At 68.0% G+C, this 23,300-nt stretch carries 11 protein-coding genes; all 11 read right to left on the reverse strand.

What is annotated here, in order from left to right; genetic code table 11:
- Positions 1-106: 106 nt before the first annotated feature.
- Positions 107-6,811 carry a hemagglutinin repeat-containing protein gene (locus LRS14_RS07975; protein ID WP_257799187.1) on the reverse strand — a complete coding sequence of 2,235 codons (6,705 nt, stop codon included), beginning with the start codon at positions 6,809-6,811 and terminating at the stop codon, positions 107-109.
- Complete coding sequence (locus tag LRS14_RS07980) at positions 6,709-14,049, reverse strand: filamentous hemagglutinin N-terminal domain-containing protein (RefSeq protein ID WP_257799188.1); 7,341 nt, start codon at positions 14,047-14,049, stop codon at positions 6,709-6,711. The genes LRS14_RS07975 and LRS14_RS07980 overlap by 103 nt, the downstream gene beginning before the upstream one ends.
- A gap of 93 nt (positions 14,050-14,142) precedes the next feature.
- A complete protein-coding gene (locus LRS14_RS07985; protein WP_257799189.1) occupies positions 14,143-15,960 on the reverse strand; it encodes a ShlB/FhaC/HecB family hemolysin secretion/activation protein in 1,818 nt (605 codons plus the stop codon).
- Positions 15,961-16,434: 474 nt separating this feature from the next.
- A complete protein-coding gene (locus LRS14_RS07990) occupies positions 16,435-16,947 on the reverse strand; it encodes a hypothetical protein (protein ID WP_257799190.1) in 513 nt (170 codons plus the stop codon).
- 168 nt (positions 16,948-17,115) lie between these two features.
- Positions 17,116-18,315, reverse strand: a complete 1,200-nt coding sequence (locus tag LRS14_RS07995; protein ID WP_257799191.1) for an MFS transporter — start codon at positions 18,313-18,315, stop codon at positions 17,116-17,118.
- Positions 18,308-19,564, reverse strand: coding sequence for a DNA recombination protein RmuC (locus tag LRS14_RS08000; RefSeq protein ID WP_257799193.1), 1,257 nt, complete (start codon positions 19,562-19,564; stop codon positions 18,308-18,310). The genes LRS14_RS07995 and LRS14_RS08000 overlap by 8 nt, the downstream gene beginning before the upstream one ends.
- Before the next feature lie 22 nt (positions 19,565-19,586).
- Complete coding sequence (locus LRS14_RS08005) at positions 19,587-20,084, reverse strand: OsmC family protein (protein WP_257799195.1); 498 nt, start codon at positions 20,082-20,084, stop codon at positions 19,587-19,589.
- A complete protein-coding gene (locus LRS14_RS08010) occupies positions 20,081-21,055 on the reverse strand; it encodes a D-glycerate dehydrogenase (RefSeq protein WP_046112367.1) in 975 nt (324 codons plus the stop codon). Before LRS14_RS08010 ends, LRS14_RS08005 begins: the two co-directional genes overlap by 4 nt.
- A gap of 26 nt (positions 21,056-21,081) precedes the next feature.
- Positions 21,082-21,756 (reverse strand): nitroreductase, encoded by a 675-nt coding sequence (locus LRS14_RS08015; protein ID WP_257799196.1) that lies wholly within the window; start codon positions 21,754-21,756, stop codon positions 21,082-21,084.
- Positions 21,753-22,202, reverse strand: a complete 450-nt coding sequence (locus LRS14_RS08020) for an acyl-CoA thioesterase (RefSeq protein ID WP_404977539.1) — start codon at positions 22,200-22,202, stop codon at positions 21,753-21,755. The genes LRS14_RS08015 and LRS14_RS08020 overlap by 4 nt, the downstream gene beginning before the upstream one ends.
- Complete coding sequence (locus tag LRS14_RS08025) at positions 22,199-23,164, reverse strand: histone deacetylase (RefSeq protein ID WP_257799198.1); 966 nt, start codon at positions 23,162-23,164, stop codon at positions 22,199-22,201. Before LRS14_RS08025 ends, LRS14_RS08020 begins: the two co-directional genes overlap by 4 nt.
- Between the last annotated feature and the right edge of the window lie 136 nt (positions 23,165-23,300).

Raw genomic sequence — 23,300 nt, forward strand, 5'->3', positions numbered from 1 at the left:
TAAGTCTCGTATTTGAACTCGCAGCGCATCGTATCGTATTCGCTCCCTGCAGACCGGTGCATCATCTCAAGAATCTGATTCAGAACTAGAACCTGCTGTTCTACACTCATTGTCCCGCCTCATTCCTAAAAAACTTCCTCATTATTATGCCATTGATTTCATAGTCAATCCTGACACTATCCGGGCGAGGTGAAAAAGCATCAATTCTATTGAATCTCACGATCACTCGGCCGACCTCGTCCCCGTTAATCAATGCCGCCTTAATCTCGTTCTCCCAGCGCTTGAAAGCAGAATTATTAAAATTCCCATCCTGAGGAAAAATATTAAACCGATCACACGTCCCACCAAACTGGCAAGCCTGAATATGACCCCCGACATCAGTCGGAAGCCCCTCCTTTCCGACTGCAGTCTGCCGCGCATCACGTACTCCTCTTGACAGGGAAGGAATGTAGCTAAGCTCATCGACCAAACCGCCTTCGTTTGTCCTAAACTCGATCCCGTTGCTTAGTCTAACGATTGAGTTCGGGGGTGGGTCATTTAGTATTTTGTATGCAGCATCGCCTCGCGTCACACCCGATGCGGCGAGCTCAATAATAGTCCGCTGTGCTTCTGGGTTGGCAGAGCCATGCACCTTGGCCCCGCCTGCTCGAGAGCCTGTTTGCCCAAGCCGCCCACCCCCTTTGCCGCCCCCACCCGAATCAGAGTCCAACAGCCCCACACCCATAACAGCAGCGAACATCGCCGGGTCCGCCAGCAACGTGTCGCGGACGTATTGATCAACAGGCTTGCCGGGGTCGGACTCGTTCGACTGCAGGCGAGTCACCGCTGCAGCCAAGTCCTGCTTGCTGAAGGGCGAAATAGCCTGGCGAATCAGATAGGCGGTTGCCGCCGCCTCTGGTGTGAGCTTGCTGGCTGCTTCATCGCGCACTTGCGCATACAAGCTGCGTTCATCCTTGCGGTCCGCCACGCACTGCACGTCAGCGCCGCACATGGCCGCGATCCTGTCGTCGCTCAGTAGCGCGACCTGGGCTTCCATGCCCGCCACCATGCTTTCGCAGCTGGCTACGCCCCGGCAGTCTTTGCCTGCATTGACGATTCGCTGGCGCACTTGTGGGTTGCGGACGGCATCGGGCTTGCTCAGGTAGTTGTTGACCACCTCGTTGAATGCCGCTGCGCCGCCGGCCCCACCACCCACCGCCGCGCCCGCAGCAGTGCTGACCAGTGCAGTCAGCCCGCTGGCGAGCGCCTCGTCCACACCAGCTGACTTCAAGGCATCAGCCACCAACGGCGCGGTCAGGGCGCCGCTGGCGGCTCCGGCTGCTCCGAGACCGCCGCCCGTGAGGGCACCGATCGTGGTGTGAGCGGCCAGTCGCAAAAGCCCGTTGCTGCCCCAGTCGGCTCGCAGCTGCTCGGCCTCGGTTCGCAGTTGCTCGGCGATGGCTGCATCACCATTCGCCGCGGCATTGAGCGACTGCACGTCCTTGCGGTTGGCCTCGGCCAGCTTGTCGTCGGCAAACTTCCCCACCACCGTGCTCGCCTGCCGGCCGAACTCCGCCGTGATCGCCACTTGCGCCTCGACCTCGGCCTTGACTTTCTCCTTGTTGAAGAGCTGCGCGAGCCCTATTTCGCGATCGCCGGTGCGCGCGTCGACATCGCCTGCTACCCCGGAAATGGCGGCCTTGCTTTCGGAGCGGGCCGAGTCGGCATCGGTGCCGACGCCAACGGCACCCAAACCCGCGCCGGGCCGGCCGCCGGATGAGCCGCCGCCCGCTCCCACGCCGACGCTCACGCTCTTCGCGCTGTAGCTGGCACTGTTCTGAAGGTCGGTGACGGTGGTGCCACCCTGGGCTTCGTAGCGGTTCTTGCCCGCGTCGATGGCCGCCTGTGTGCTGGTGATCTGCCCGCCTGTCAGGTCCGTCCTGCCCGCGACCTCCACCTGGAAACCGCCGTCCCCCGCACGCAAGGCACTCTGTTCGCCGACGCTGAGGAAGTCGCTGCGGATGCTGGTGGCGCCAATCTGCGCGCTGCCATTGGGCGCAGCCCCAAAGGTGACGCTGCCGCCTGCGCTGCGGCTGCGCTCCCGGTAGCGCGCCTGGTCCTGCAGGCTCTCGATGACCAGGTCGCCGCCCACCTGCGCCGACACCTGATCGCCCCGCACCACGGCGCCCCTGAGCTCGGTGTTACCACCCGATTCGATGTGCACCGAAGCGCCAACGACGCGGCTGTTGTCGAAGGTAGTGCTGTTGCCCGCGCCCTCGCCCTTGCCGGTGCTGGCGCTTACCGTGATGCCTAAGCTGCTGCCACTGCCTGCGTTGCCCAGGCTCATCCCCAGGCCGATGCTGCCGCTCTTGCTGCTGTTGCTGCTGCGCTCGGTGCTGGTGTTCTGCGAAGCCAGCAGCCGCACGGCGTCGTCGGCACTGATCGCCACCCGGCCCCCGGCCACGACATCGCTGCCCTGGACCACTACGTTGCTGGCCGCGCCGCCGCCAGTGGCCCGGATGCGCACGTCGCCGCCGGCCACGACCGTGCTGCCCCGGCTCGTATCGGCCTGGCTGTGCTGCTGGCTGCGGCTGCTGGTGCCGCCCACGCTGAGGCTGACGCTGAGGCCGCCGACTTTGTCTGCTGCGTTGCCATCGACCCGTACCGCCGAGCCGTCCGCGCTCGTCTGGTCAGTAGGCACCCGGCCCTGTGCGTCGCCCTGCCCTGCAGCCAGTGCATCGAGCGCCGCGTTGACCTGCAGTGCAGCGTTGGCGCCTGCAAGGGCCTGAAGGCGGCTGCTGCGGGTGTTGCTGGCGGCTTGGAGTTGGCCTTGCGCGGCCTGCAAGGCGCTGAGCACCGGGCTGCTGATCGTAAAGCTGACGCCGCTTTGCCTGGACCTGGACACGGCGCTCTGAGCCCTCGTCTCCCGCGCTTCCTGGATCAGGACCTGCTCAGCCTGGATGTCAATGTCGCCTGCCGGGCTGACGACGTCACTCCCGGTCTGCAAGTACGCGCCACCTGCGACGAGCGCGACGTTGCCGGACAAGCTGCCAATCTGGCTGCCTACCGGGATGGTCGCGTCGGAGCGGGACGCCTGCTGCAGCTGCTGCTTGCCCGCCGTCAGGCCGCCACCCGTGCCGAAGATGCCGCTCTTGGTGCGGCTGCTGGCGGCTTGGCCTTCGCTGTGCTCCTGCGCGGCAATCACCTTCAGGTCGCGGCCTGCGTCGATCCTCAAGCCTTGATCCGCCACCACCTGGCTGCCCTGGACGACGACGTCCTGCCCGGCGCGCACCAGCACCGACTGCCCCTCGATCACGCTGCCCTCGACGTGGGTCGTCTCTTCGCGGCTGGTGCGCGTGCGGGTCGTGCTGCTGAGCAGCGAACTCGACTTGCGGTAGCCCTCCGCGAAGCTGTTCTGGGCGGTCGACATGGATTCGACGCGGACATCCCTGTCTGCTTCGATCACCGTGGCGCCTTGCTGGGCGCTAAGGTGGGCGCCGACCAAATGCACGTCCCCCTCTCCCTGATCGGCCGGCCCGGTCGCGCGCACCAGCAGGCTGCCCTGGGCCGACACGCTGCCGCCGACCACCGACTCGCTGCGGCTACTGGCACGGTTGAAGGCGCGACGCCCCACCGCCTGGATGTCTGTGCTCTCCGACGCCGTGGCCGCAGCGATGCTGACCTGGTCGCCCTGCAATCGGATGTCGCCCTGGGCGGCCAGCGTGCTGCCACTCAGGTGCAGGCGTCCGCCCGAGCCTGCGGCTTGCGCGGAATCGCGTCCGGCCAAGAGCACCAGGTTGCCGGCAGCGTCGAGTTCGCTGGCGACCTGCGTGGTGTGGGCTTCTTCCACGAAGCCGGTGCGGCCACGAACGCTGCGCCCCTGGGTCACATGGCTTTCAAGCCGGTACTCGCCTTGCACGGCGCTGACCGTGATGCTGCGGCCCGCCAGCGCCTGCAGGTCACCTTCGGCGTTCCGCAGTGAAGCACCCGTCACGGTGAGGTCCCGGCCAGCAGACACCAGCAGATCCTGGCCGGCCTGGATCGTCGCGATGCGGTCCGCCGCCATGCGTTCGCTCTGCACCACGCCGCGGCGGTTGGCGGCGCTCTGGTGCGTCTGCACCGTGCGCGTCTGCAGTACGACATCCCGGCCCGCCGAGAGGTCAACGCTCCCGGCGAGCGCGGCCACGCTGCCGGAGGTGTTCACCAGGTCGCGCTCGGCGCTCAGCAGCACGCTCTGCGTCGCCTGGATGCGGCCGGTATTGTCCAGGTCGTTGCCGGCAGAGGCTTCGATCCAGTCACCGGACAGCGTGCCGCTGTTGGTCAAGCTTCCCGGCGTGACGACGCTTACGCTGCCGCCCGCCATCAGCGTCCCGGTGGGCAGCAGATCGCCGGACAGGGGCCGGCGCAGATAGACCTGGGGCACCAACACGCGCTGCGTGCTGCCGTCGGGCAGCCGCACATCCTGCTCGACCAGCCATACGATGTCGGTGCTCAGCAGCGCCATCTGTTCGCCGGTCAGCGCAATGCCGGGGGTCAGTTGATACCGATGGCCGAAGGCGGCCCCGGCATTCATCAGCGACAGATATTCCGACTCGGTATCGCCATAGCCGGCGAGGAAGCGTCGCCCGGTCAACGCGAGGATCTGGTCGTTGACCAGCTGCTGCTCGCTGAAGCCGTCCCCGTAACGCTTGTGCTGGCGCTGCGGATCGAGCGCCAACTGCCGCTGGAAGTGCTCACTGGAAAGGAAGCTGCGGTAGTTCGTGAAGGCCGGATCCGTCTCGACCAGGTAGCTCGCGGCAGGTCTTGTGTTCAGCACGAACAGGCTGCCACCTGGCGCGCTCAGGCGCGGCGCCAGCGTCAGCACCACAGCCTGCGGCCTGGCCGAAGCGTCGCGCACCTCGTACCGCAGGGCCACGGGCACCTGTGCAGCGCCCTCCGCCCGCACGGCGGCGGCCGAGGCGCCCGGCGGCATGCCTTGCCGAATACCGGGCGCGCGTTCCGACACGCTGCCGGCCCGGCGATCCACGCGGCTGACTGTCCAGGCCTGCTGCCGCTGCAACAAAGGGGCGGGCTGCGACTGCGCCATCTGCGCCGCGCCCTCTGCCGGCGGGGACGGACGTTCCTGTGCTTCGTCTGCGCCGTCATTGCTCAGCGACTCGATCGATGACCATGCCGGCACGTGCGTCGTCCCGATCCTGGACGCTCCAGCGCCGACCGGCGCCGCGCCCGGTCGCTCGACGCCTGCAGGCAGCGCACCTGACACAGCCCGTGGGTCAACGGGCTGGCCGGCCACGCTGCCTGCGCCCGAGGCCGCAGCGCCACCGTATCCGCTACCGATGGCGGTGGTGGCGCCGCCCTGCAAGGCGGCAGCATGCCGCACCACGACGCTGGTTTCGACATCCACCGTGATGACGCTGGGTGCCGGATTGAACGGCTGCTCCGGGTCCAGGCGGCGGCGGCGGCCGGAACCGAATCCACCCTCCGTCAGATTCGAATGCTGCGACGTGCCGGCATACGTGGTGATCTGCTGGCCCTGGGTCGCCAGGTTGCGCACGGCTGCGCGAATCCCGTCGTCGTCGGCCAAGCCGTTCACCATCAGATCGCCGCCGGCGACGATCCGGCTGTCACGGTTGGTGATTTCGACGCCGTCGATCGTCATGCTGCCGCCCGACAGGATGCGCCCCGGCTCGCTGTTCACGATCTGCTCGCGCTGGACCGACGACGTCACTCTGAAGACGGTGTAATCCCCAACCGAGTCGACTTCGTTTTCGTAGTCGACTTCCGCGTTGTATTCGTTAAGGGCTGCGCCAAGCTGGTCGCGTTTGACGTGGTATTCCGCATCCCACGCCTGTGTCAGGGCTCGCCAGTGGTTGCACTCGGGCGACTGCACGTCGGCGACGGACATGCCAGCGCTTTCCGTCTCCTGCGACACCGTGCAGCCCGCACCGGGCTCTGCTGGCCGCGGCCGATCCATCCGCGCGATGCCGAAGCGCTGGTAGGCGTCGGAATCCCACGTGTAGTTCCATGTGATGACATCGACGCAGTTGCCGCCGGCTTCGCTGTAGTCGCAGTTGCTCGACTGGCTGAAGATCGGCAGCATGTTCTGACGCCTGCCGTACAGCTCCGGCCGCACGATGCAGGTTGCATACATGGAGCGGTTTTCGACGCCGGAACACTGCGCCAGGTCATAGCGCCGGGTGCTGCCATCGGGCACGAGATAAGCGCTGGCCGGTCCTGCCGTCACCGCCCCCATGACGGTGCTGACGCCGCTGTTGGCATTCAAGATCGCGTCGGACCGCAGCGTCATGTCGCCTGCCGCTTCGATGCGCCCCGCGGTGTTGTTCAGGCTCTGCGCCCGAGCCGTCGCCTGCCAAGCACTCGTATCCAGCAGGCCACCGATGGACAGGCCGCCCAGGCTGTAGAGCAGCGCGTCGACACCACTGTTGCTAATGTTGCCCGCGCCGATGTCCAGCCGCTGCCGCGCCGCCATGGTGCCCGCTGCGCTGTTGCTCACGCTGCCGGCCTGCAGTGCGATGAAGTCGCCATAGATCCGCCCGGTATTGGCGATCACTGGAGAGGACAGCCGCGTATGGCCACCCGGTGCTGCGCTGCTGATCAGCCCGACGTTGCTCAGGTGAGCGCCGGCATCGAGGACCACGTTACCGCCACTGATCTCACCGGTGTTGGTGATGGCGGCGGTGCTTTGCGCACGCAAGGTGCCTGCGGCGTTCAAGACACCCGTGTTGACGATGTGGTGCGCACGAAGCGTGAGATCCTGGCGCGCGCTGAGCGTGCCCCCATTGCTGTAGTCGCCGTCGAGATCGACGGACAAGCTGGTGCCGCTGATCGTGCCCCCGGGTTGCCGCTGGCCGTGCTCAGCGCCAGCAGGCCATCGGCGGTGACCGTGCCGCCTGTGTTGATCAGCGTGGGAGCCGACAGGCTCAGGTTGCGGCGGGCGGAGATGTCGCCGCCGGTGTTGTCGGTGGCCTGCGTGTGCAGCACTGCATCGCGGTCGGCGGCCATCCTGCCACCGTGGTTGTCCAGCAAGGGGCTGGCGACTTCAAGGTCACGGCCTGCAATGCGGCCTCCAACACTGCTGCCGTCCAGCACGGTCGCCCGGTTGCTGATCGACTGCGTCGCAGCCAGCGTCATGTCGTGTGCGGCCACCAGCGCGCCAGCGTCGTTGTCGATGCGCGCGGCCGCCACGGCCACCGAGCCCGCTGCACTCTTGACGGTGCCGCCGGTGTTGAGCACCTGCTGCGCGGCGGCATCGATCCGCAGGCCCTGCGCGCCGGACAGCATTCCGCGGGTGTTGTCGACGGTGCCGCCGATCGTCAGCGCGAGCTGCCCGAGCGCTGCAACCGAGCCACCGCGGTTGTCCAGCCCGCCCGCAAGCATCGTGAGGCCGCCCGCGGAGCCTAATGCTCCGGACGCGTTGCGAAGCGTCCAACCGCGGGTGTCAAGCGTGACGTCGTTGCCGTGGATCCAGCCGCCCTCGCCGTTGTGCAGTGCCATCGTCGTGGCATGTAGCACACCGCCGGCCTGCAGGGTCGCAGAGGCAGTGTTGTCCAGCAGACCGACGAGCAAATCAAGATCACCGGCCGCCGAGGTGAGGCCTGCACGGTTGAGGTAGTCGCCCGTGCCGGTCACGATCGAGGCGTTGCCGTGCAGCGCCGAGATGCGGCCGCCTGCACCGTTGTCCACACGTGCCGCGCTCAGCACCAGCGAAGGCCGGGAGCCGCCGTTGCCAGTGGCCGCGAGCAATGCCCCGCCGCGATTGAGCAGCTCGCCTGCACTGACGTTGAGCTGGCCGAAGGCGGACAACAAGCCGCCGTCGTTATCGAGCGTGCCTGCCGTCTGCAGGTCCAGCGTACCGTCGCGGCCGATGCGGCCCGCCAAAATCGAGCCGGTGTTGTTGAGGGCAATTGCGCGCAGACTCAGCGCCTGCGCCGCGACCGTCGCCTGCGCGCCGGCATCCTGCAGGTTGTCCAACGTGGCGACTGACAGCAACGCGTCGCCACCGGCCACGATGGTCGCTGAACCACCCGCCGTTGCTCGGTTCGTCAAGGTGTGCGCCTGCGTGTCGAGGTGGAGCGCCTGCGACGCACTGAGGCTGCCGCCGCTGTTGTCGAAGCTCAATGTCGTGGCGCGCAGGTGGCCAGCGCTGACCATGGCGCCGCCCACGTTCGAGGTGTGCCCCGCATCCAGCACGAACGAAGCCCCGCGGGCCTGCATGCGCCCACCCGTATTGACGAGCTGCCCCGTGTGCATGTCCAAGTCGGTCGCCGCATCGAGCAGCCCGCCTGCGTTGTCGACCTTGCCGGCACGCATTGCCAACGTGCTCGACGGCGCACCGGAGAGCGATGCTGCGGATGACTGGGGCACCTCGGTGCGGATGATTCCCTCGCGATTGCTGAGGGTGCCCTGCACCGCGACGTTCAGGCTGCCCATGCTCTCGATCTGGCCCTGGTCGTTGACCAGCCCGCCGGCTTCGATCTTCACAGTCCGTTCGCCGCGCACGAGTGTCTGCACGGTGGTCATCTGGTCTGCCACAGTCAAGGTAAGGTCGCGCCCAGCCAGCACTTGAGATTGCACGCCCAGATCGGAGGCAGTGCTGTACAACGATTGCGCCGTCAGCGTCAGGTCGCGGCTGGCGCCGATGCTGCCGCCGGCATTGGCGACGACGCCGCTGGCGCCGAGGCTGACATCGGCCGCCTGCAATGCACCGTCGCCGTTGAACCAGCTGCCCACCACCAGCGTTGCGGTGCCCGGGCTGGCCACCGATCCGCCAGCGTTGCTGACGATCCCGGTCTGCAGCTGCAGCCCATGCTGCGCCTGAATCAGCCCGCCTGCTTGGTTGCTGACGGCATCGCGCACCGCCAGGATGAGCCGAGCATCCTTCGCGCCTTCGGCCTGCAACACGCCAGCATCGTTGCTCAGGCGTTCTGCCTGCAAGTGCAGCGTGCCACCTGCCAGGATCTGCCCACCGTGATTGGTCGCAGTCTGGCTGACCACGATGTCGGCATCACCCGCCGCCTTGATCAAGCCCGGCGTCTTGCCGGCCTCCGAGCTCTTCCGCTTGGTGCTGCGCCGGTTGCTCAAACCTTCTGCGCGCAGCGTGAGATCGCTGCCGCTTTGAATGAGCCCGCCTGCATTGACGAGCTGCCCGCTCGCATGAAGGTCAAGCGCCTGAGCGGCGAGTGCACCGTCGTCGTTGGTAAAGACGCCGGTGCGCAGCACCGTGCGGCCATGGCTCGTGACCAGGCCTTGGACGTTGATCAGCTCGCCAGCGGACAGGCTCAGCGCGCCGCTGCCGACGATGCGGCCTCGGGTGTTGTCCAGAACGCCTGCCCCGGACTGCGCAGGCGCCGGGCCCAGCGTGTCGATCAGCAGACGCTCGGCATGAATTTCGCCGCCTTCATTGCGCAAAGCGCCGCTGCGCAGCGTGGCTGCGCCGCCGGCTACCAGCACGCCGACGTCGTTGTCAGTACCTGAGGCATCGATTTCCAGTGCACGCCCGGCCAGCACATGACCACCACGGTTGATCAGCGGACCGGCCAGCAACCGCACGTTGCCCGTAGCGCGCAAGGAACCGCCGTCGTTGACCAGCGCCTGGCCAGCGGTGTCGATGCGCAGATCGGCAAGCTGCGGTACGTCACCCGAACGGCCGGCAGCAATGCGGCCTGCAGCATTGTCCAGGCGTGCCGAACGGAGATCGACCCCACCCTGCCCGACGATTTCGCCTGCGCGATTGCTGATGGCGCTGCCACGGGCTGACAAAGCCCCCACCGACGCCAGCGTGCTCTGGTCGTTGACCCATTCGCCTGAGGCCTGCAACTGCAGGGCACCTCCTGCAAGCATGCGGCTCGCGCCGCTGTTCTCGACACGTCCCGCCTCGATTCGCACGTCAGCCAGGCTCTGCAGGTCGGCACGATGGGTATTGACGATCGCGTGCACCGTACTGACAAGCAGCGGCCCATTGGCGCCAATGCTGCCGGCCTCGTTTCGCACGGCATCGGCCCGCAGGGTCAGCGCCGCCTGGGCCGCGACTTCTGCTCCCTCGTTCAGGAGCTCGCCACGAATGCCCAGCTCCATTGCCCCGTTCGACGCGATCAGGCCCTGGGCGAACGTCGCACTGCCTGCCGGCGCAGCAGACGGTGGCCGGTGGTTGCGTAGCGCCGATGCACTGATGCCTAGAGCGTCGCCGCTTTGCAGCAAGCCCTGGTTGTCCAGCGCGCCCGACAGGGCCAACGTCAGTGAGCCGACGGCCTGAAACAGACCGCTGTTGGCAAGGTCGCCGGTCATAAGGTGGGTTCGGCCACTCGAGCTCACCACGCCGCTGTTGCGTATGCTGGCGGCCTGGATGCGGGCATCGCGACCAGCCACAATGCGGCCGGTGTCAACGTTCAGCAGCAGTCCTCGGGTATCGAGCACCAGCGAGCCCGTGGCCTCCTCACGCCCCACCCCTGCCTGAAGTCGCCCGCTGGTGTTGTCGACGCCACCGGCACCCGCATCCACGCGCAGATCACCGCCCGCACCGATCATGCCGCCCCGGTTGTCGAGCGCTTGGGCAAGGCCGAGGTCGAGCGCCTGACCAGCGCTCACCACGCCTGCAGTGTTGGACATCCGGGTAGCGCGCAAGTGCAATGCGCCCTCGGTGCTGGCAATGGCACCCTGCGTGTTGTCCACCATGCCGGCGGCCAACTGCAGAGCTTGGTCGGCGATCAGCCGACCAGCGCGGTTGTCCAATGCTGCGCCGCCCGTGTCGAGCCTGAGCGTGCTGGCGCTGGAGATTTCGCCCCCCGCATTGGAGACCACCCCGCGCGAGACCACATCGGTCGGCCCCGCGGCCGTGATCGTGCCGCCTAGGTTGCTGAGCGAGTCGCTATCCAGGCGCAGGGTTGTGCCGGCTTCAATGCGCCCAAAGTCGTTGACCAGCGATGCGGCATCGATCCTCAACGACTCCCGCGCGAAGACCCTGCCTTCTCGGTTGTCCAGCACCAACGCCACGGCACTGGGGCCCTCCAAGCCTGCCAGCGTGACGCTGCCGCCGCCCACGATGTCTGCACCGTGGTTAACCAGTTGCCGGGCACTCACCCTAACTTCGCGGCCAGCCACGATGAGCCCTGACTTGGATTGACGCAGGCTGGCGCCCTCCACCCGCAGATCGCGGCCCGCCTGGAGGGATCCGCCGTCGAGCAACAGATCGCCCTGAACAGTCACATCCCCATCGGCACCCGCTTGAACCCTGCCGCCCGCTCCTTGCAATCGAATGGCGTTGACGCTGACATCGCTACGGCCGTCGATCAGCCCGCCGCTGTTGATCAGGGTTCCGACAACCACATCTAGCATGCCCGCTGCTCGCACGAGGCCACCAGCGTTGTCGAACTCGCGACCTTGTGTGTCGAGGCTGAGCGCCCCGCCGGTGGTGATGACGCCGCCACGGTTGTTCACTCGGCCCTGCGTCAGCCAGAGGCTGCGCGGCTCGGCTGGCGTCAGGTCCCCACCCGCGATGAGACTGCCCTGTTCGTTGTCGAGGAGACCTTGGCCCAGTGCAATCCGCACCTGCGGTGCGCTGATCCGGCCCGCCTGGTTGCCCAGGCCAGCGGCGGTGAGGCTGACCGCCTGGTTGCTGAGGATGTTGCCGCGCTGGTTGTCGATCTGCGTCGCAAGCAAGCTCAGCGCACCACCTGCCGCGAGCGTGCCATCCAGATTCGACAGGCCTTGTGAGCTGCCTTGCAACTGCAGCGAGTGCTGCGCGGTCATGCCCGAACCGTCGTTTTCGATCCGCCCAGCCGTGGCCAGAAGATCCGTTCCCGCCGACAGCATCGCACTTCGTCCTGCAGCGTCACGTCGATTCAGCAACTCGTCAGCGTTGAGCCGCAGGGCCCTCCCGGCGGCAATCGTGCCCCCGGCGTTGTCCAGCCGCCCCGCGGCCGCATCCACGCTGACGGCACCGTCACCCACGACGAGACCTTGTGTGTTGATCAAGCCTTGCCGCGCCAGCACCGTCACGTCCGATGCGGACGAGACGAGGCCCTGGCTGTTGTCCAAGCTGCCTGCCTGCAACGTCACCCCTGTCGCAATGCCGGCCGCTGCTGCTGCAGCAGGCGTCAGCGTCGACACGATCTGCCCACTGCGGTTGACGACCGACGCCGCCTGCAGGGACAGCGTGCCGTCGGACAGGAGTGCCCCGCCGCTGTTGTCGAGCAGGCCATCGGTCAACACCACGTCGATCGAGCGCTTGGCTGACACCAGACCATCGCGGTTGCTCATCGCGCCATCCAGCGATAGGCGCACGTCGGCGTCGCTAGAGACTTCTGCTGGCCGACCGGCGGTGCCTTCATTGCGCAGCAGGCCGGCCCGGATGCTCACCCCGGCAGCCCCCAGAAGCTGACCCTCGCTGTTGTCAAGTTGCCCTGTTGCGGCCAGGTCAAGCTGTCCGCTCGTGACCACCGTGCCGCCTGCATTGCGTATGTCAGCGGCTCGGGCTGTGATGCCCGCACGGGCTTGCCATGCGCCGGCCATGTTGGTCCAACGTCCGGCGGCAACGACGTTCAGCGGCCCCTGCGCCACGACCTGAACTGTCTTTGAATGAAGCTCACCGTCGCGAGCCACCAGCCGGGCATCGGCAGCCGAAGTGATCTCACTGCCATCGAGCTGGAGCTCGCCGGCTTCGATCCGCAAACTGCGCTGCGCCTGCCACCGCCCCGACGTATCGTGCAGATGACCAGCAACCATCTTCAGTGAGCCCGTGCTGTGCAGCACCCCGCTGGTGTGGGCCGCACCGGCAACGGTCAGGCTCAAGGAACCCATAGGGTCCCGCTGGACGGTGGACCCCGTATGGTGCAGTTCGGCGGCCTCCAGGCTGAGGGTGCCCGCCGCGTCCAGCTTGCCCGCCTGGCGCAGCACACCGCCGCTGTTCAGCACGATGTCGCCGGCCCGACTGCCATCCACCTGCATGGCCGTCGACACGCTGCCGCCGAGCACCATGTCGCCCGTGCTCGCCAGGTTGACGCCGAGCGCGCCGTGGCTGTCCGCCAGGCTCAGCTGGCCATCGACCGACAGCGTCAGGTTGCCCTGCAAGGCGGCCAGCCGGCCGGTGGAATTGACACCCAGCCCGCGCTCGGTGGCCAGCAGGTACACCTGCCCTGCGAACATGGCCCCGAGCTGCTTGACGTCGACCGCGAACATCGGCGCGGCGCTGCCGTCGGCCGCGCTGCTCGGCGTGACCTCGGGTGCCTGGCCCAGCCTCGCATAACCGACGTCGTTGCCCCCGGCGACCACGTGCAGCCGGCGCGCCCACACCTCGCCGCCGATGGCTAAGCCGCGCGCAAGAAGGTCCAGCTGTTCCAGCGACGTGGCATCCAGGCCCTGGGCGCCGACCTCGATCAGGCCGGTGCGGATCTTGATGCCCTGCAGGGCTCCTTGCGCCCCGTACTGCGGCACCCCCGTGCCGAGCACGGCCCGGTCGGTGTTGATGAAAGCCAGCCCGTCGACGACCAGGCCGTTGGGGTTTGCGATCACCAGATCGGCCTTGCGCCCCGCCACCTCGATGGCCCCCAGCAACTGGCTGCGCTGTGTGCCCAGGACTTCGTTGACGATGACCTTCGCGGGCACGTAACCCAGCTGCGGATTGCCGGCCACCCAGCCGCCAAGCTGCGTCTGGGTACTGCCGGCCGCGTTGTTGAGGATCAGGCCGCGGCGCTCGACATTGAAGTCGGTGTAGAGGTTGCGGCTGACACCTGCCGCGCTGGGCGGCGCGATGTGCACGATGGGCACGCCATTGGCCGCCGCGTCCATCAGGGGCCGCTGACCTGCGGGCGCACCTGCGTGTGGGGTCAGCGGCAGCGTCTGGGCCTGGGCGTCGTGCAGGGAGCCGATCGCCCCGACGACCAGAGCCGCCGCGCAAGCCACGGCGCGCAGCGCGTTGGCCAGGGCGGGCGGTTGCGCAGCGCGCCGGCGGCGCGTCTGGCCGGTGCGACCCGACGCGCTGGCCGCCGTTTCCTGCACGACCATGTAGTTGCCACGGGTACGGTTAAAGACGACGCGGTGCAGCTGGCTGTTCATGACACCCCCTTGGGCGTGGACAGGTCCGCCCGGCAATGCAGCGGCATAGGGATGCGCGGGCACTGGCGCCGCGCGTGGATGGAACTGCCTGACTCAGAAGGCGAAAGTCGCGCTGACGTAAGCGCTGGTGCGCGCCGTCTTGAAGCCCTCGGGGCGCTTGAGCGGCTTTGCCAACGTGAAGTCGAACTGCCACGGGCTTAGCCGCGCGCGCACGCCGAGGGCCGCGCCCGTCAGGCGGTGCCCCGGCAGGCTGGCATCGCTCGGGCCCCAGACGCGCCCCATGTCCAGGGCGGCGACAGCCTGGAAGTCACGGCCCCAAGCCTGCACCGGGGTCGTCAGTTCGTTGCGCCACACCCAGCCGCTCTCGGCCATCAGCACCGCATCCCCATCGAAGCCCCGCACGCTGGCCCGGTTGCCGATGGCGAACTGGTCGATGCTAGTGCTGTACTCGCGGTTGAACTGCGCCTTCATGCTGGTGTGCAGCTGCCACCGGCGGGGCGAGTCGGCCGCGCCGCCAGCCTGTAGCTCCGGCAGCGCCGCGCTGGCGTTCACCAGCCAGATGCGCGGGCGCAGCGTGGGTATCGGCGGCCCGTCAGCATCGCGTGCCAAGTGGATCAGGTCGGGTTGGGCCCGCAGCCAGGGCATGCCACGCCGGTAGCCAAGTTCCAGCTCGACGCGACCGGTTTGGCCGAATAGCAACTGCCAGCTCAAGCCGGTTTCCAGGGCCGTGGTGCGACGCTGGGCGGTGACCAATTCGACGTCGTCCAGATGGCTGTGCGCACGGCGGCTCGACAGCGCTGCATGTAGCCCCGTCTTGCTGGCCGCCGTGCGCCACACCGTGTGCTGCCAGCGCAGTTCCGCGGACCGCGATTCACCACGCGACAGTGGCGCGGCAGACGTGAGCCGGATGCGCTGCGCGAAGCGGCTGCGCGACAGGCTCAGGCTGAAGGTGTTGTAGCCCCACGGCAGGCTGTAGCTGATGCTGCTGCCCATGCTGCGGCGGCTCGGCCCGGGGGATTCGGCATTGCTGTTGAAGCCGAGGCTGAGCACGTCGTTCAAGCCCATCGGATTGTCGAGCGCCGTATTGACGGAGAGCTGGGTACGCCCCATGGGCCGCCCACCGGCGTTGTCCAGCGTCAGCCCGCCCCGCAGCCGATCACGCCAGGGCCCGACGCGCCGCAGGATGGTGACCACGCTGGTATCGGGCTGCTCACCCGGCGCCAGCGTGGTGGTCACCGTCTGGCTGCGCAGCCGCTTCATCTGCTCGACACCCTGCTCCAGGTCGCGGCTGTCGAGCAGGCGGCCGTGGCCGGTGGGAAATGCGTTGCGCCAGATACCCCAACGCATGTCGGGGCCGCCCTCGGGGCTGTCCGCATCCACGAACCGGATCTCGGCGATGCGCCCGGCATGCAGCGTGAACCGGACCTCGCCATGCTGCAGCGTCTGCGGCCCCAACGAGACGCGGCTCGTCACGTAACCCTGCTCGATCAACAGCGCATCCAGGTGGCCGGCGATCAAGCCCAGGCCTGCCGCACCGATGCACAGGCCCCGATAGCGCTCGGTGGCCGCCAGCAGCCAGCGCAGGCGGTCGGAATCCGGGCCGTCGAGTTTGAAGTTCGTGATGGGGAAGCAGGGTTGCTCGACGGGCAGGTCCGGTGGCGACAGGCTGCTGCCAGCGGGCCTGAGCACATCGGCCTTCGGCACCTGCGACGCCTGCTGGGCCCGGTCGCGCTCTGCCTGGCGGCGCAAGCCTTCGTCGACGCTGGCACCCACGTCCTGCGCACACAGGCCCATGGCCGGCCAACCCACCACCAACAGGACGACCCACCAGCCCGGGGTTGTCCGCGCCCTTGCGCTGGCGGACGCTGCCGACACGGAACGCTCCGATGGCTGCGCGTTGTTCCATGACATCTGCGACCCCCTTTCGTGTGGAGTTCAGTGACCAAGGCGGCGTGGACGATGGCTGCAGCCGGGGATATGCCAACGGACATGGGCAACGACGGCGACCAGCGGGTGTTCAACTTCGGAGGACAGCCGCGTACGGCTCAGGCGAATGCAGCGCCGGACCATGCGCACAAGGACGACGCACCGAAAGCGGCCTGACGTGCGGCCATGGGCGTGCTGCGTGGGCGGCAGGACGTGCGACGCAGGTCGCACCAACACTCGGGAATTGCACTCCCTGTCGATCGATCACTCGATCGCGGGTGGCGTTTGATCGATTGAAATGATATGCAACCGATGCGGCGTGCGCATGCTCCACCTGACGTCAAGCAATGGCAATCTGGAACAATTGCACGATCCAATTCAGAGGCGACCAGGAGCGGCTATCTTCTGCTGTCGAATTGTGTCAATTGCAATGCACGCGGATCGCTGGCGCTTGATGGCCTAGTAGCCAAAATGGGTCTTCGCTTTCCCTCTTCGATCCACAACAAGCTCGAAAGTCTTCCAGTTACCACCTGTGTGGTCCAGCATCAAATCGTGCAGCCGGCGCACGAGTCGGGATACATCTCTCGTTGGATCTTCCAGCACCGATTGCCACAAACGACTACCACGAACAAAAGAAAATGTTGAACCCACGGACCAGTCACCGTCTTCAATGTAGCAATCGAATTCGCACGTCATCTCCTCATAATCAAATTCTGCGGACTGGCTCATGACCTGAGTGATCTTCTGCAAAAGTTCTACTTGCTGGTAGATGTACATGACGCCCGCCTTGCTTTCATGAATTGTTGCGTTGAGATAAGCCAGCCGAATGCTCGCCTTCCAGACCATCTCGAGCCACAGGCTTTCTGCATGACGGAGGCGCCACATCTGAATGTGCACACGGTCGATAGGTCGCCGGATAGAGCCGGCGTGCCGATGGCGTCGCCCTGCAAGCGGACAGATGTCCGACTTCACCGACACGCACCAAAGGCATGGATGAAATCGGCCGAACGATCCTGCGATGGAGGCCGCATACGCCCCATGGCGCGTTGCCATGAAAGCCAACGCCACCAACGCTGCAGGACGTCACGACACCCGCCGCCACATGGCGGACTTACCCCATCAGGGGTATTCAGCGGGCGGTCAAAGCCGCCGCGTCAACCGCGCGCCCAGCCCCACCGCCGCCCCCATCACCCAGAACACCGGCGCCACGCCCAGCGCGGCGCCGGTGGCGCCGAACAGCAGCGGCATCAGCGTGCTGCTGGCGTTGATCGTCATCGAACGCAGGGCCAGCGCCTCGCCGTGGCGGTCGTGCGGCGTGAGGGCATGCAGGGTGGACATGATCATCGGCTGCACGCAGCCCAGCGTCAGGCCCAGCACGGTGGCGCAGGCACCCATCAGCCAGGGCGAATGGATGAACGGATACAGCACGAACACCGCGCCGGTGGCCAGCATGGCCATGCGCAACACCACCGCCGGCTGCAGCCGCGCCGCCATCAAGGGGATGAGCACCCGCACGCCGGTGACGGCCAGCGGGAACACGCCCAGGATCAGTCCGATGGTCGAGGCGCTGAACCCGCGTTCGTGGCCCAGGATGGGCACGGCGAAGCTGTGCACGTCCCAGCATGCCGACAGCAGCCAGTTGATACCCAGCAGGCTGCCGATGCCGGGCAGTCGCAGCAGGTCCCAGGCCTTGCGGCGGCCTGCATCACGGGGCCGCGGCGGCGGCGTCTCGCGCGGCACGCTGCGGGCCAGCACCGCGGCGCACAGCGGCAGCGCAAACAGGAACAGGTAGGCCGCGCGGAAGCCGGCCAGGTCGATCAGGGCCCCGGCCGAGACCGCGCCCACCACGTTCGACAAGGCCGGCGCCAGGCCCAGCCAGCTGAACACCCGCATGCGCTCCACCGCATTGCCGGCGTTGCGGCCGGCGGTGCGCTGGATGGTGATCAGCCCGACGTTGGCGCCGCCGCCGCACAGCACCGCCGCCAGCCCCAGCAGCAGCCACTGCAGCACGCCGGGCGCTAGCCAGGTGCCCAGCACCGGCAGGCCGGCGCCCAGCGCAGTCATGGCCACCGCCGCCCGCATCGGCCGGTGGTAGCCATGGCGGTCGGCCATGCGCCCGGCCGCCAGCGCCAGCAGCACCGCCGAGACGGCGAAGAGCGCCATCAGCAGGCCCACGGACAGCGCGCTGCCGCCTTGCTGCAGCAGCTGCAGCGGCGCGGCCAGCCGCACGCCGGCCATCGCGCCGTGCAGGCCGATCTGGCCGCCGATCAGGGCCAGCAGCGCCCGCGGCGGCAGGCCGGCGGGCTGGTCGGTGGACGATGCCTGCGCCGCCTCAGGCATTGGGCGTGGCTTCGTCGTCGAACTCCAGCGTGCCGGGCAGCAGCTGCCGTGCCAGCGCCTCGGGCATCGCCTCCACGCTCTTGAGTTGGCGCGCCATCGCGCGGGTACGCACATGGGCCTGGTCGATGGTGCTGCTGGCTTCGTCCAGCTTCTTCTTGGTCTTGGCCAGCACGTCGCCGAACTTGGTGAACTCGGTCTTCACCGCGCCCAGCACCTCCCACACCTCGGCACTGCGTTTTTCCAGCGCCATGGTGCGGAAGCCCATCTGCAGGCTGCTCAGCGTGGCCAGCAGCGTGGTGGGGCCGGCCAGCATCACCCGGTGGTCGCGCTGCAGCGCCTCCACCAGGCCCGGCCGGCGCAGCGCCTCGGCATACAGGCCTTCGGTGGGCACGAAGAGGATGCCGAAGTCGGTGGTGTGCGGCGGCGCCACGTACTTCTCGCGGATGCTGCGGGCCTCGCGACGCAGTTGCAGCTCGATGCCCTTGGCCGCAGCTTCCACCGCCACCGGGTCGGCCCGCTCCTGGGCCTGCAGCAGGCGCTCGTAGTCCTCGCGCGGGAACTTGGCGTCGATGGGCAGCCACAGCGGCGCGCCGTCGTCGCGCCGGCCGGGCAATCGGATCGCGAACTCCACCCGCGCGCCGCTGCCGGCAATGGTCTCCACGTTGGTGGCGTACTGCTCGGGCGTGAACACCTGCTCCAGCAGGCCGGCCAGCTGCACCTCGCCGAAGATGCCGCGGGTCTTCACGTTAGTGAGCACCCGGTGCAGCGAGCCCACGTCGCGCGCCAGCGCCTGCATCTCGCCCAGGCCCTTGTGCACCTGCTCCAGCCGCTCGGCCACCTGCTTGAAGCTCTCGCCCAGGCGCTGCTCCAGCGTGGCGTGCAGCTTCTCGTCGACCGTGGCGCGCATCTGCTCCAGCTTGCGTTCGTTGTCCTGCTGGATCGTGGCCAGGCGGGCGTCCACCGTCTGCCGAACGTCCAGCAAGCGCTTGTCGGTGGCCTCGGACATCAGCCGCAGCTGCGCGCCCAGGGTGTCACCGAAGCGGCGCAGCGCGGTGTCCTGTGCCTCGCGGCCGGACAGCAAGGCGCGGCTCAACTCCTGGCGGGTGCTGCTGGCGCTGCGGTCCACCTCGTTGCGCAGCTCGCTCACCAGCCGTCGGCCATCGCCGCGCAGCAGCAGCACCACCAGCAGGATCAGCACGACGAGGGTGACGACGAGCAGCGCGAGGACAAGCGTTTCGATGGTGGGCATGCCGCCATTCTCGGCCAGCGCTTCAGTCCGGTTGGTTGGGCTGCACCGGCTCGCAGATCACTTCCGAGGTCACCGAGTTGGCGATGAAGCATTGCTCATGCGCCTCGTGGTGCATCTCCGCCAGCTCCTGCGCGCTGGGCAGGCGATCACCGGAAAAACGCACCTCGGGCTTCAGCGTGACCTGGGTGATGGACACCTTGCCCGCTGCGTTCTGCTGCATGGTGCCCACCGCGTCGTCGCGGTAGCTGTCCACGCGGAAGCCGCGCTGCGCCGCGATGGACAGGAACCACAGCATGTGGCAACTCGACAGCGAGGCGACGAAGGCCTCCTCCGGATCGACCGCCGATGGATCGGAGAACGGCACGCGCACCGCATGCGGCGACGACGACGCCGCCACCTCGGCCCCGCCATCGAAGCGCCAGGCATGGCGGCGGCTGTAGCGGTTGTCGGTGAAGGCCTCGGCCTCGCCGCGCTGCCAGCGCACCTCGGCGCGGTGCTCGGATGCGCCGCTGCGGCTCACCGGATCACCTCGGGGTTGACGGGCGTGGGCGCGCGCTGGCCCGTCAGTGCGGCGATCAGGTTGTCGGCCGCCAGGTCGGCCATCGCACGCCGGGTGCGCACGGTGGCGCTGGCGATGTGCGGCGTGAGCACCACGTTGGGCACGGTCAGCAGCGCGGGGTGCACGTTGGGCTCGCCCTCGAAAACGTCCAGCCCGGCGGCGGCGAGGGTGCCGCGCTTCAGCGCCTCGGCCAGCGCCTCGTCGTCCACGATGCCGCCGCGGGCGATGTTGGTCAGCGTGGCGGTGGGCTTCATCAGCGCCAGCTCGGCGGCACCGATGGCATGGTGGCTGGCCGCCGAATACGGCAGCACCAGCACCAGGTGGTCGGCCTCGCGCAGCAGTTCCTCCTTGCTCACGTAGCGGGCGTTGATCGGCGCTTCCTGCTCGGCCGGCAGGCGGCTGCGGTTGTGATAGATCACGTTCATGCCGAAGCCCAGCGCGCCGCGCCTGGCAATGCCCTGGCCGATGCGGCCCATGCCGAGGATGCCCAGCGTCGCGCCGTGCACGTCGCTGCCGGTCAGCAGGTTGTAGGACCAGCGCGTCCAGCGGCCGTCGCGCAGGTAGTGCTCGCCCTCGGCGATGCGGCGGGCGGTGGCCATCATCAGCGCGAAGCCGAAGTCGGCGGTGGTCTCGGTGAGCACGTCGGGCGTGTTGGTCACCAGCACGCCGCGCGCGGTGCAGGCCGGCACATCGATGTTGTTGTAGCCCACGGCCATGTTGCACACCGCCTTGAGCTGCGGATTGGCGTCCAGCAGCGCGGCGTCGATGCGCTCGCCGCCGGCCACCAGCACGCCCTCGTGGCCGGCGAGCTGGCCCGCCAGCGCACCGGGTGGATGCTGCACGTCGCCCTCGTTGGGCGTGACCTGGAAGTGCTGCGCCAGGCGCTGCAGGGTCTCGGGGAAGATCTCTCGGGTGACGAGCACGGACTGCATGGCTGCGCCTTTCTGGTGAGGTTCGATCAATCAAGGAAACGGGTGAAGCCCGCCACCGGCTCGCGGGCGGTGCGCAGGCTGTTCTCGATGGCCGCCGGATCGGCATGGCCCAGCGCCATGCCGCACACCAGTGCCTCGTTGGCGGGTGCGCCCACATGCGGCAGGATGAGGCGGTGCCACTCGATGAAGGCGGCCTGCGGGCAGGTGTCCAGGCCGCGGGCGCGGGCGGCGATCATGATGTTCTGCAGGAACATGCCGTAGTCCAGCCAGCTGCCCTGTTCCATGCGGCGGTCGATGGTGAAGATCAGGCCCACCGGCGCATCGAAGAACAGGTAGTTGCGGCCATGCTGCTGGTGCATGCGCTCGCGGTCGGCCTTGCCGATGCCCAGCAGGCCGTACAGGCCCCAGCCGGTGGCGCGGCGCCGCTCGATGTAGGGCGGAAACCAGTCGGTGGGGTAGTAGGCGTATTCGGCCTGGTGCTCGGCGCGGGCCTGCGGGTCATCGTGGGCGGCGACCAGCTTGCCGCACAACGTGGCCAGCGGCTCGCCGGTCAGCACGTACACCTTCCAGGGCTGCACATTGGAGCCGGAGGGCGCCTGCGCGGCCACATGCAGGATGTCCTCGATCACCGGGCGTGGCACCGGCGTGGGCAGGAAGCGGCGGATCGAACGCCGGCTGGTGATGGCCTCGTCGGCCGTCATGCGTCCACCCGCAGCGGCTGCAGCGCGGCCAGCAGCGCGGGCGGCAAGGCCATCGGCCGGCGGTTCAATCGGTCGACGTACACATGCACGAAGTGGCCGGCGGCGGCGCACAACGGCTCCCCCTGGCCGAACAGGCCGATCTCGTAGCGCACGCTGCTGCGGCCCACGCTGGCCACCCGCATGCCGGCTTCCACCACCTGCGGAAAGCTGAGCGAGGCGAAGTAGTTGCAGTGCGTCTCGATCACCAGCCCGATCGACTCGCCGGCCTGCGGATCGAGCGCGCCGGCCTGGATGAGGTAGCGGTTCACCGCGGTGTCGAAGTAGCTGTAGTACACGACGTTGTTGACGTGGCCGTACACGTCGTTGTCCATCCAGCGGGTGGGCACCTCGGTGAAGTGGCGGTAGGCGCCGCGCGGCTGCGGCTGGGGGCGGGCTGTTTCGCTCATCCGGTGCATTCTTCCATCGGCTCGGCCCGGCGGTCGGCCTGCCAGGCCTGCCACTGGCGCTGGGCTTCGCGCAGCGTCTGCAGGTGCACCGCCACCGAGTCGTCGATCACCCGGCCGTAGCCGCCCGCCATGCTGATGGCCACCGGCACGCCACGTTCGCGGCAGGCGGTGAGCACCCGGCGATCCCGCTCGGCCAGGCCGGCGGCGCTGATCTTCAGGCGGCCCAGGCGGTCGCCTTCGTGCGGGTCGGCGCCGGCCAGGTAGAACACCAGGCCCGGCAGGGCGGCCTGGTGGCGCTGCCACAGCGTGGCCAGCGCACTGTCCAGCGCAGCGAGGTATTCGTTGTCGGCGCAGCCGTCGGGCAGTTCCACGTCCAGGTCGCTGGCCTCCTTGCGGAAGGGGAAGTTGCGCGCGCCGTGCAGCGACAGGGTGAACACGCTGTCGTCGTCGGCAAAGATGGACGCAGTGCCGTTGCCCTGGTGCACGTCCAGGTCGATCACCGCCACGCGCAGCAGCCGCCGGTGGTGGCGGTGCTCCTCGGCCTGCATCAGCCGGGCGGCCACCGCCGCGTCGTTGAACACGCAGAAGCCGCTGCCCTTGTGCGCATAGGCATGGTGGGTGCCGCCGGCCAGCTGCGCGGCCACGCCTTCGCGCAGCGCGGTGCGGGCGGCGCAGATGGTGGCGCCCACCGAGCGGCGGGCCCGCTCCACCATCGCCGGCGACCAGGGAAAGCCGATCTCCCGCTGCTCGGCAGCGGACAGCAGGCCCTCGACCACCGAGGTGACGTAGTGCGGCGTGTGCGCCAGCGCCAGCTCGCCGTCGGTGGCGGCAATGGCCTCCGCCAGCACAACCCCGGCTGCCTCGGCCTCCACGCGATTGCGCAGCAGCCGGTACTTGGGCATCGGGAACCGGTGGCCGCTGGGCAGCGGCAGCACGAAGTGATCGGAGTAATACGCCTGCATCGCAACCCATTGTGGCGGGGACCCGGCCGCCAAGCGCCCCGGCGGCCTTCTAGGAAGCGCTCTCTAGAATTGTTGCAGCGCAACAAAATGGCTTGCAATGGAGGCTCACGTCCCTATACTTCGGTTCATGGTGCAG

It is taken from the genome of Aquincola sp. J276 (genome assembly GCF_024700035.1).
Taxonomy (GTDB): Bacteria; Pseudomonadota; Gammaproteobacteria; order Burkholderiales; family Burkholderiaceae_C; genus Aquincola; species Aquincola tertiaricarbonis.

What these genes read in the sequence shown, in the direction of transcription:
- LRS14_RS07980 (WP_257799188.1), bottom strand. Translation starts at nt 14,049, where the DNA reads ATGAACAGCCAGCTGCACCGCGTCGTCTTTAACCGTACCCGTGGCAAC.
- LRS14_RS07985 (WP_257799189.1), bottom strand. Translation starts at nt 15,960, where the DNA reads ATGTCATGGAACAACGCGCAGCCATCGGAGCGTTCCGTGTCGGCAGCG.
- LRS14_RS07995 (WP_257799191.1), bottom strand. Translation starts at nt 18,315, where the DNA reads ATGCCTGAGGCGGCGCAGGCATCGTCCACCGACCAGCCCGCCGGCCTG.
- LRS14_RS08000 (WP_257799193.1), bottom strand. Translation starts at nt 19,564, where the DNA reads ATGCCCACCATCGAAACGCTTGTCCTCGCGCTGCTCGTCGTCACCCTC.
- LRS14_RS08010 (WP_046112367.1), bottom strand. Translation starts at nt 21,055, where the DNA reads ATGCAGTCCGTGCTCGTCACCCGAGAGATCTTCCCCGAGACCCTGCAG.
- LRS14_RS08015 (WP_257799196.1), bottom strand. Translation starts at nt 21,756, where the DNA reads ATGACGGCCGACGAGGCCATCACCAGCCGGCGTTCGATCCGCCGCTTC.
- LRS14_RS08020 (WP_404977539.1), bottom strand. Translation starts at nt 22,202, where the DNA reads ATGAGCGAAACAGCCCGCCCCCAGCCGCAGCCGCGCGGCGCCTACCGC.
- LRS14_RS08025 (WP_257799198.1), bottom strand. Translation starts at nt 23,164, where the DNA reads ATGCAGGCGTATTACTCCGATCACTTCGTGCTGCCGCTGCCCAGCGGC.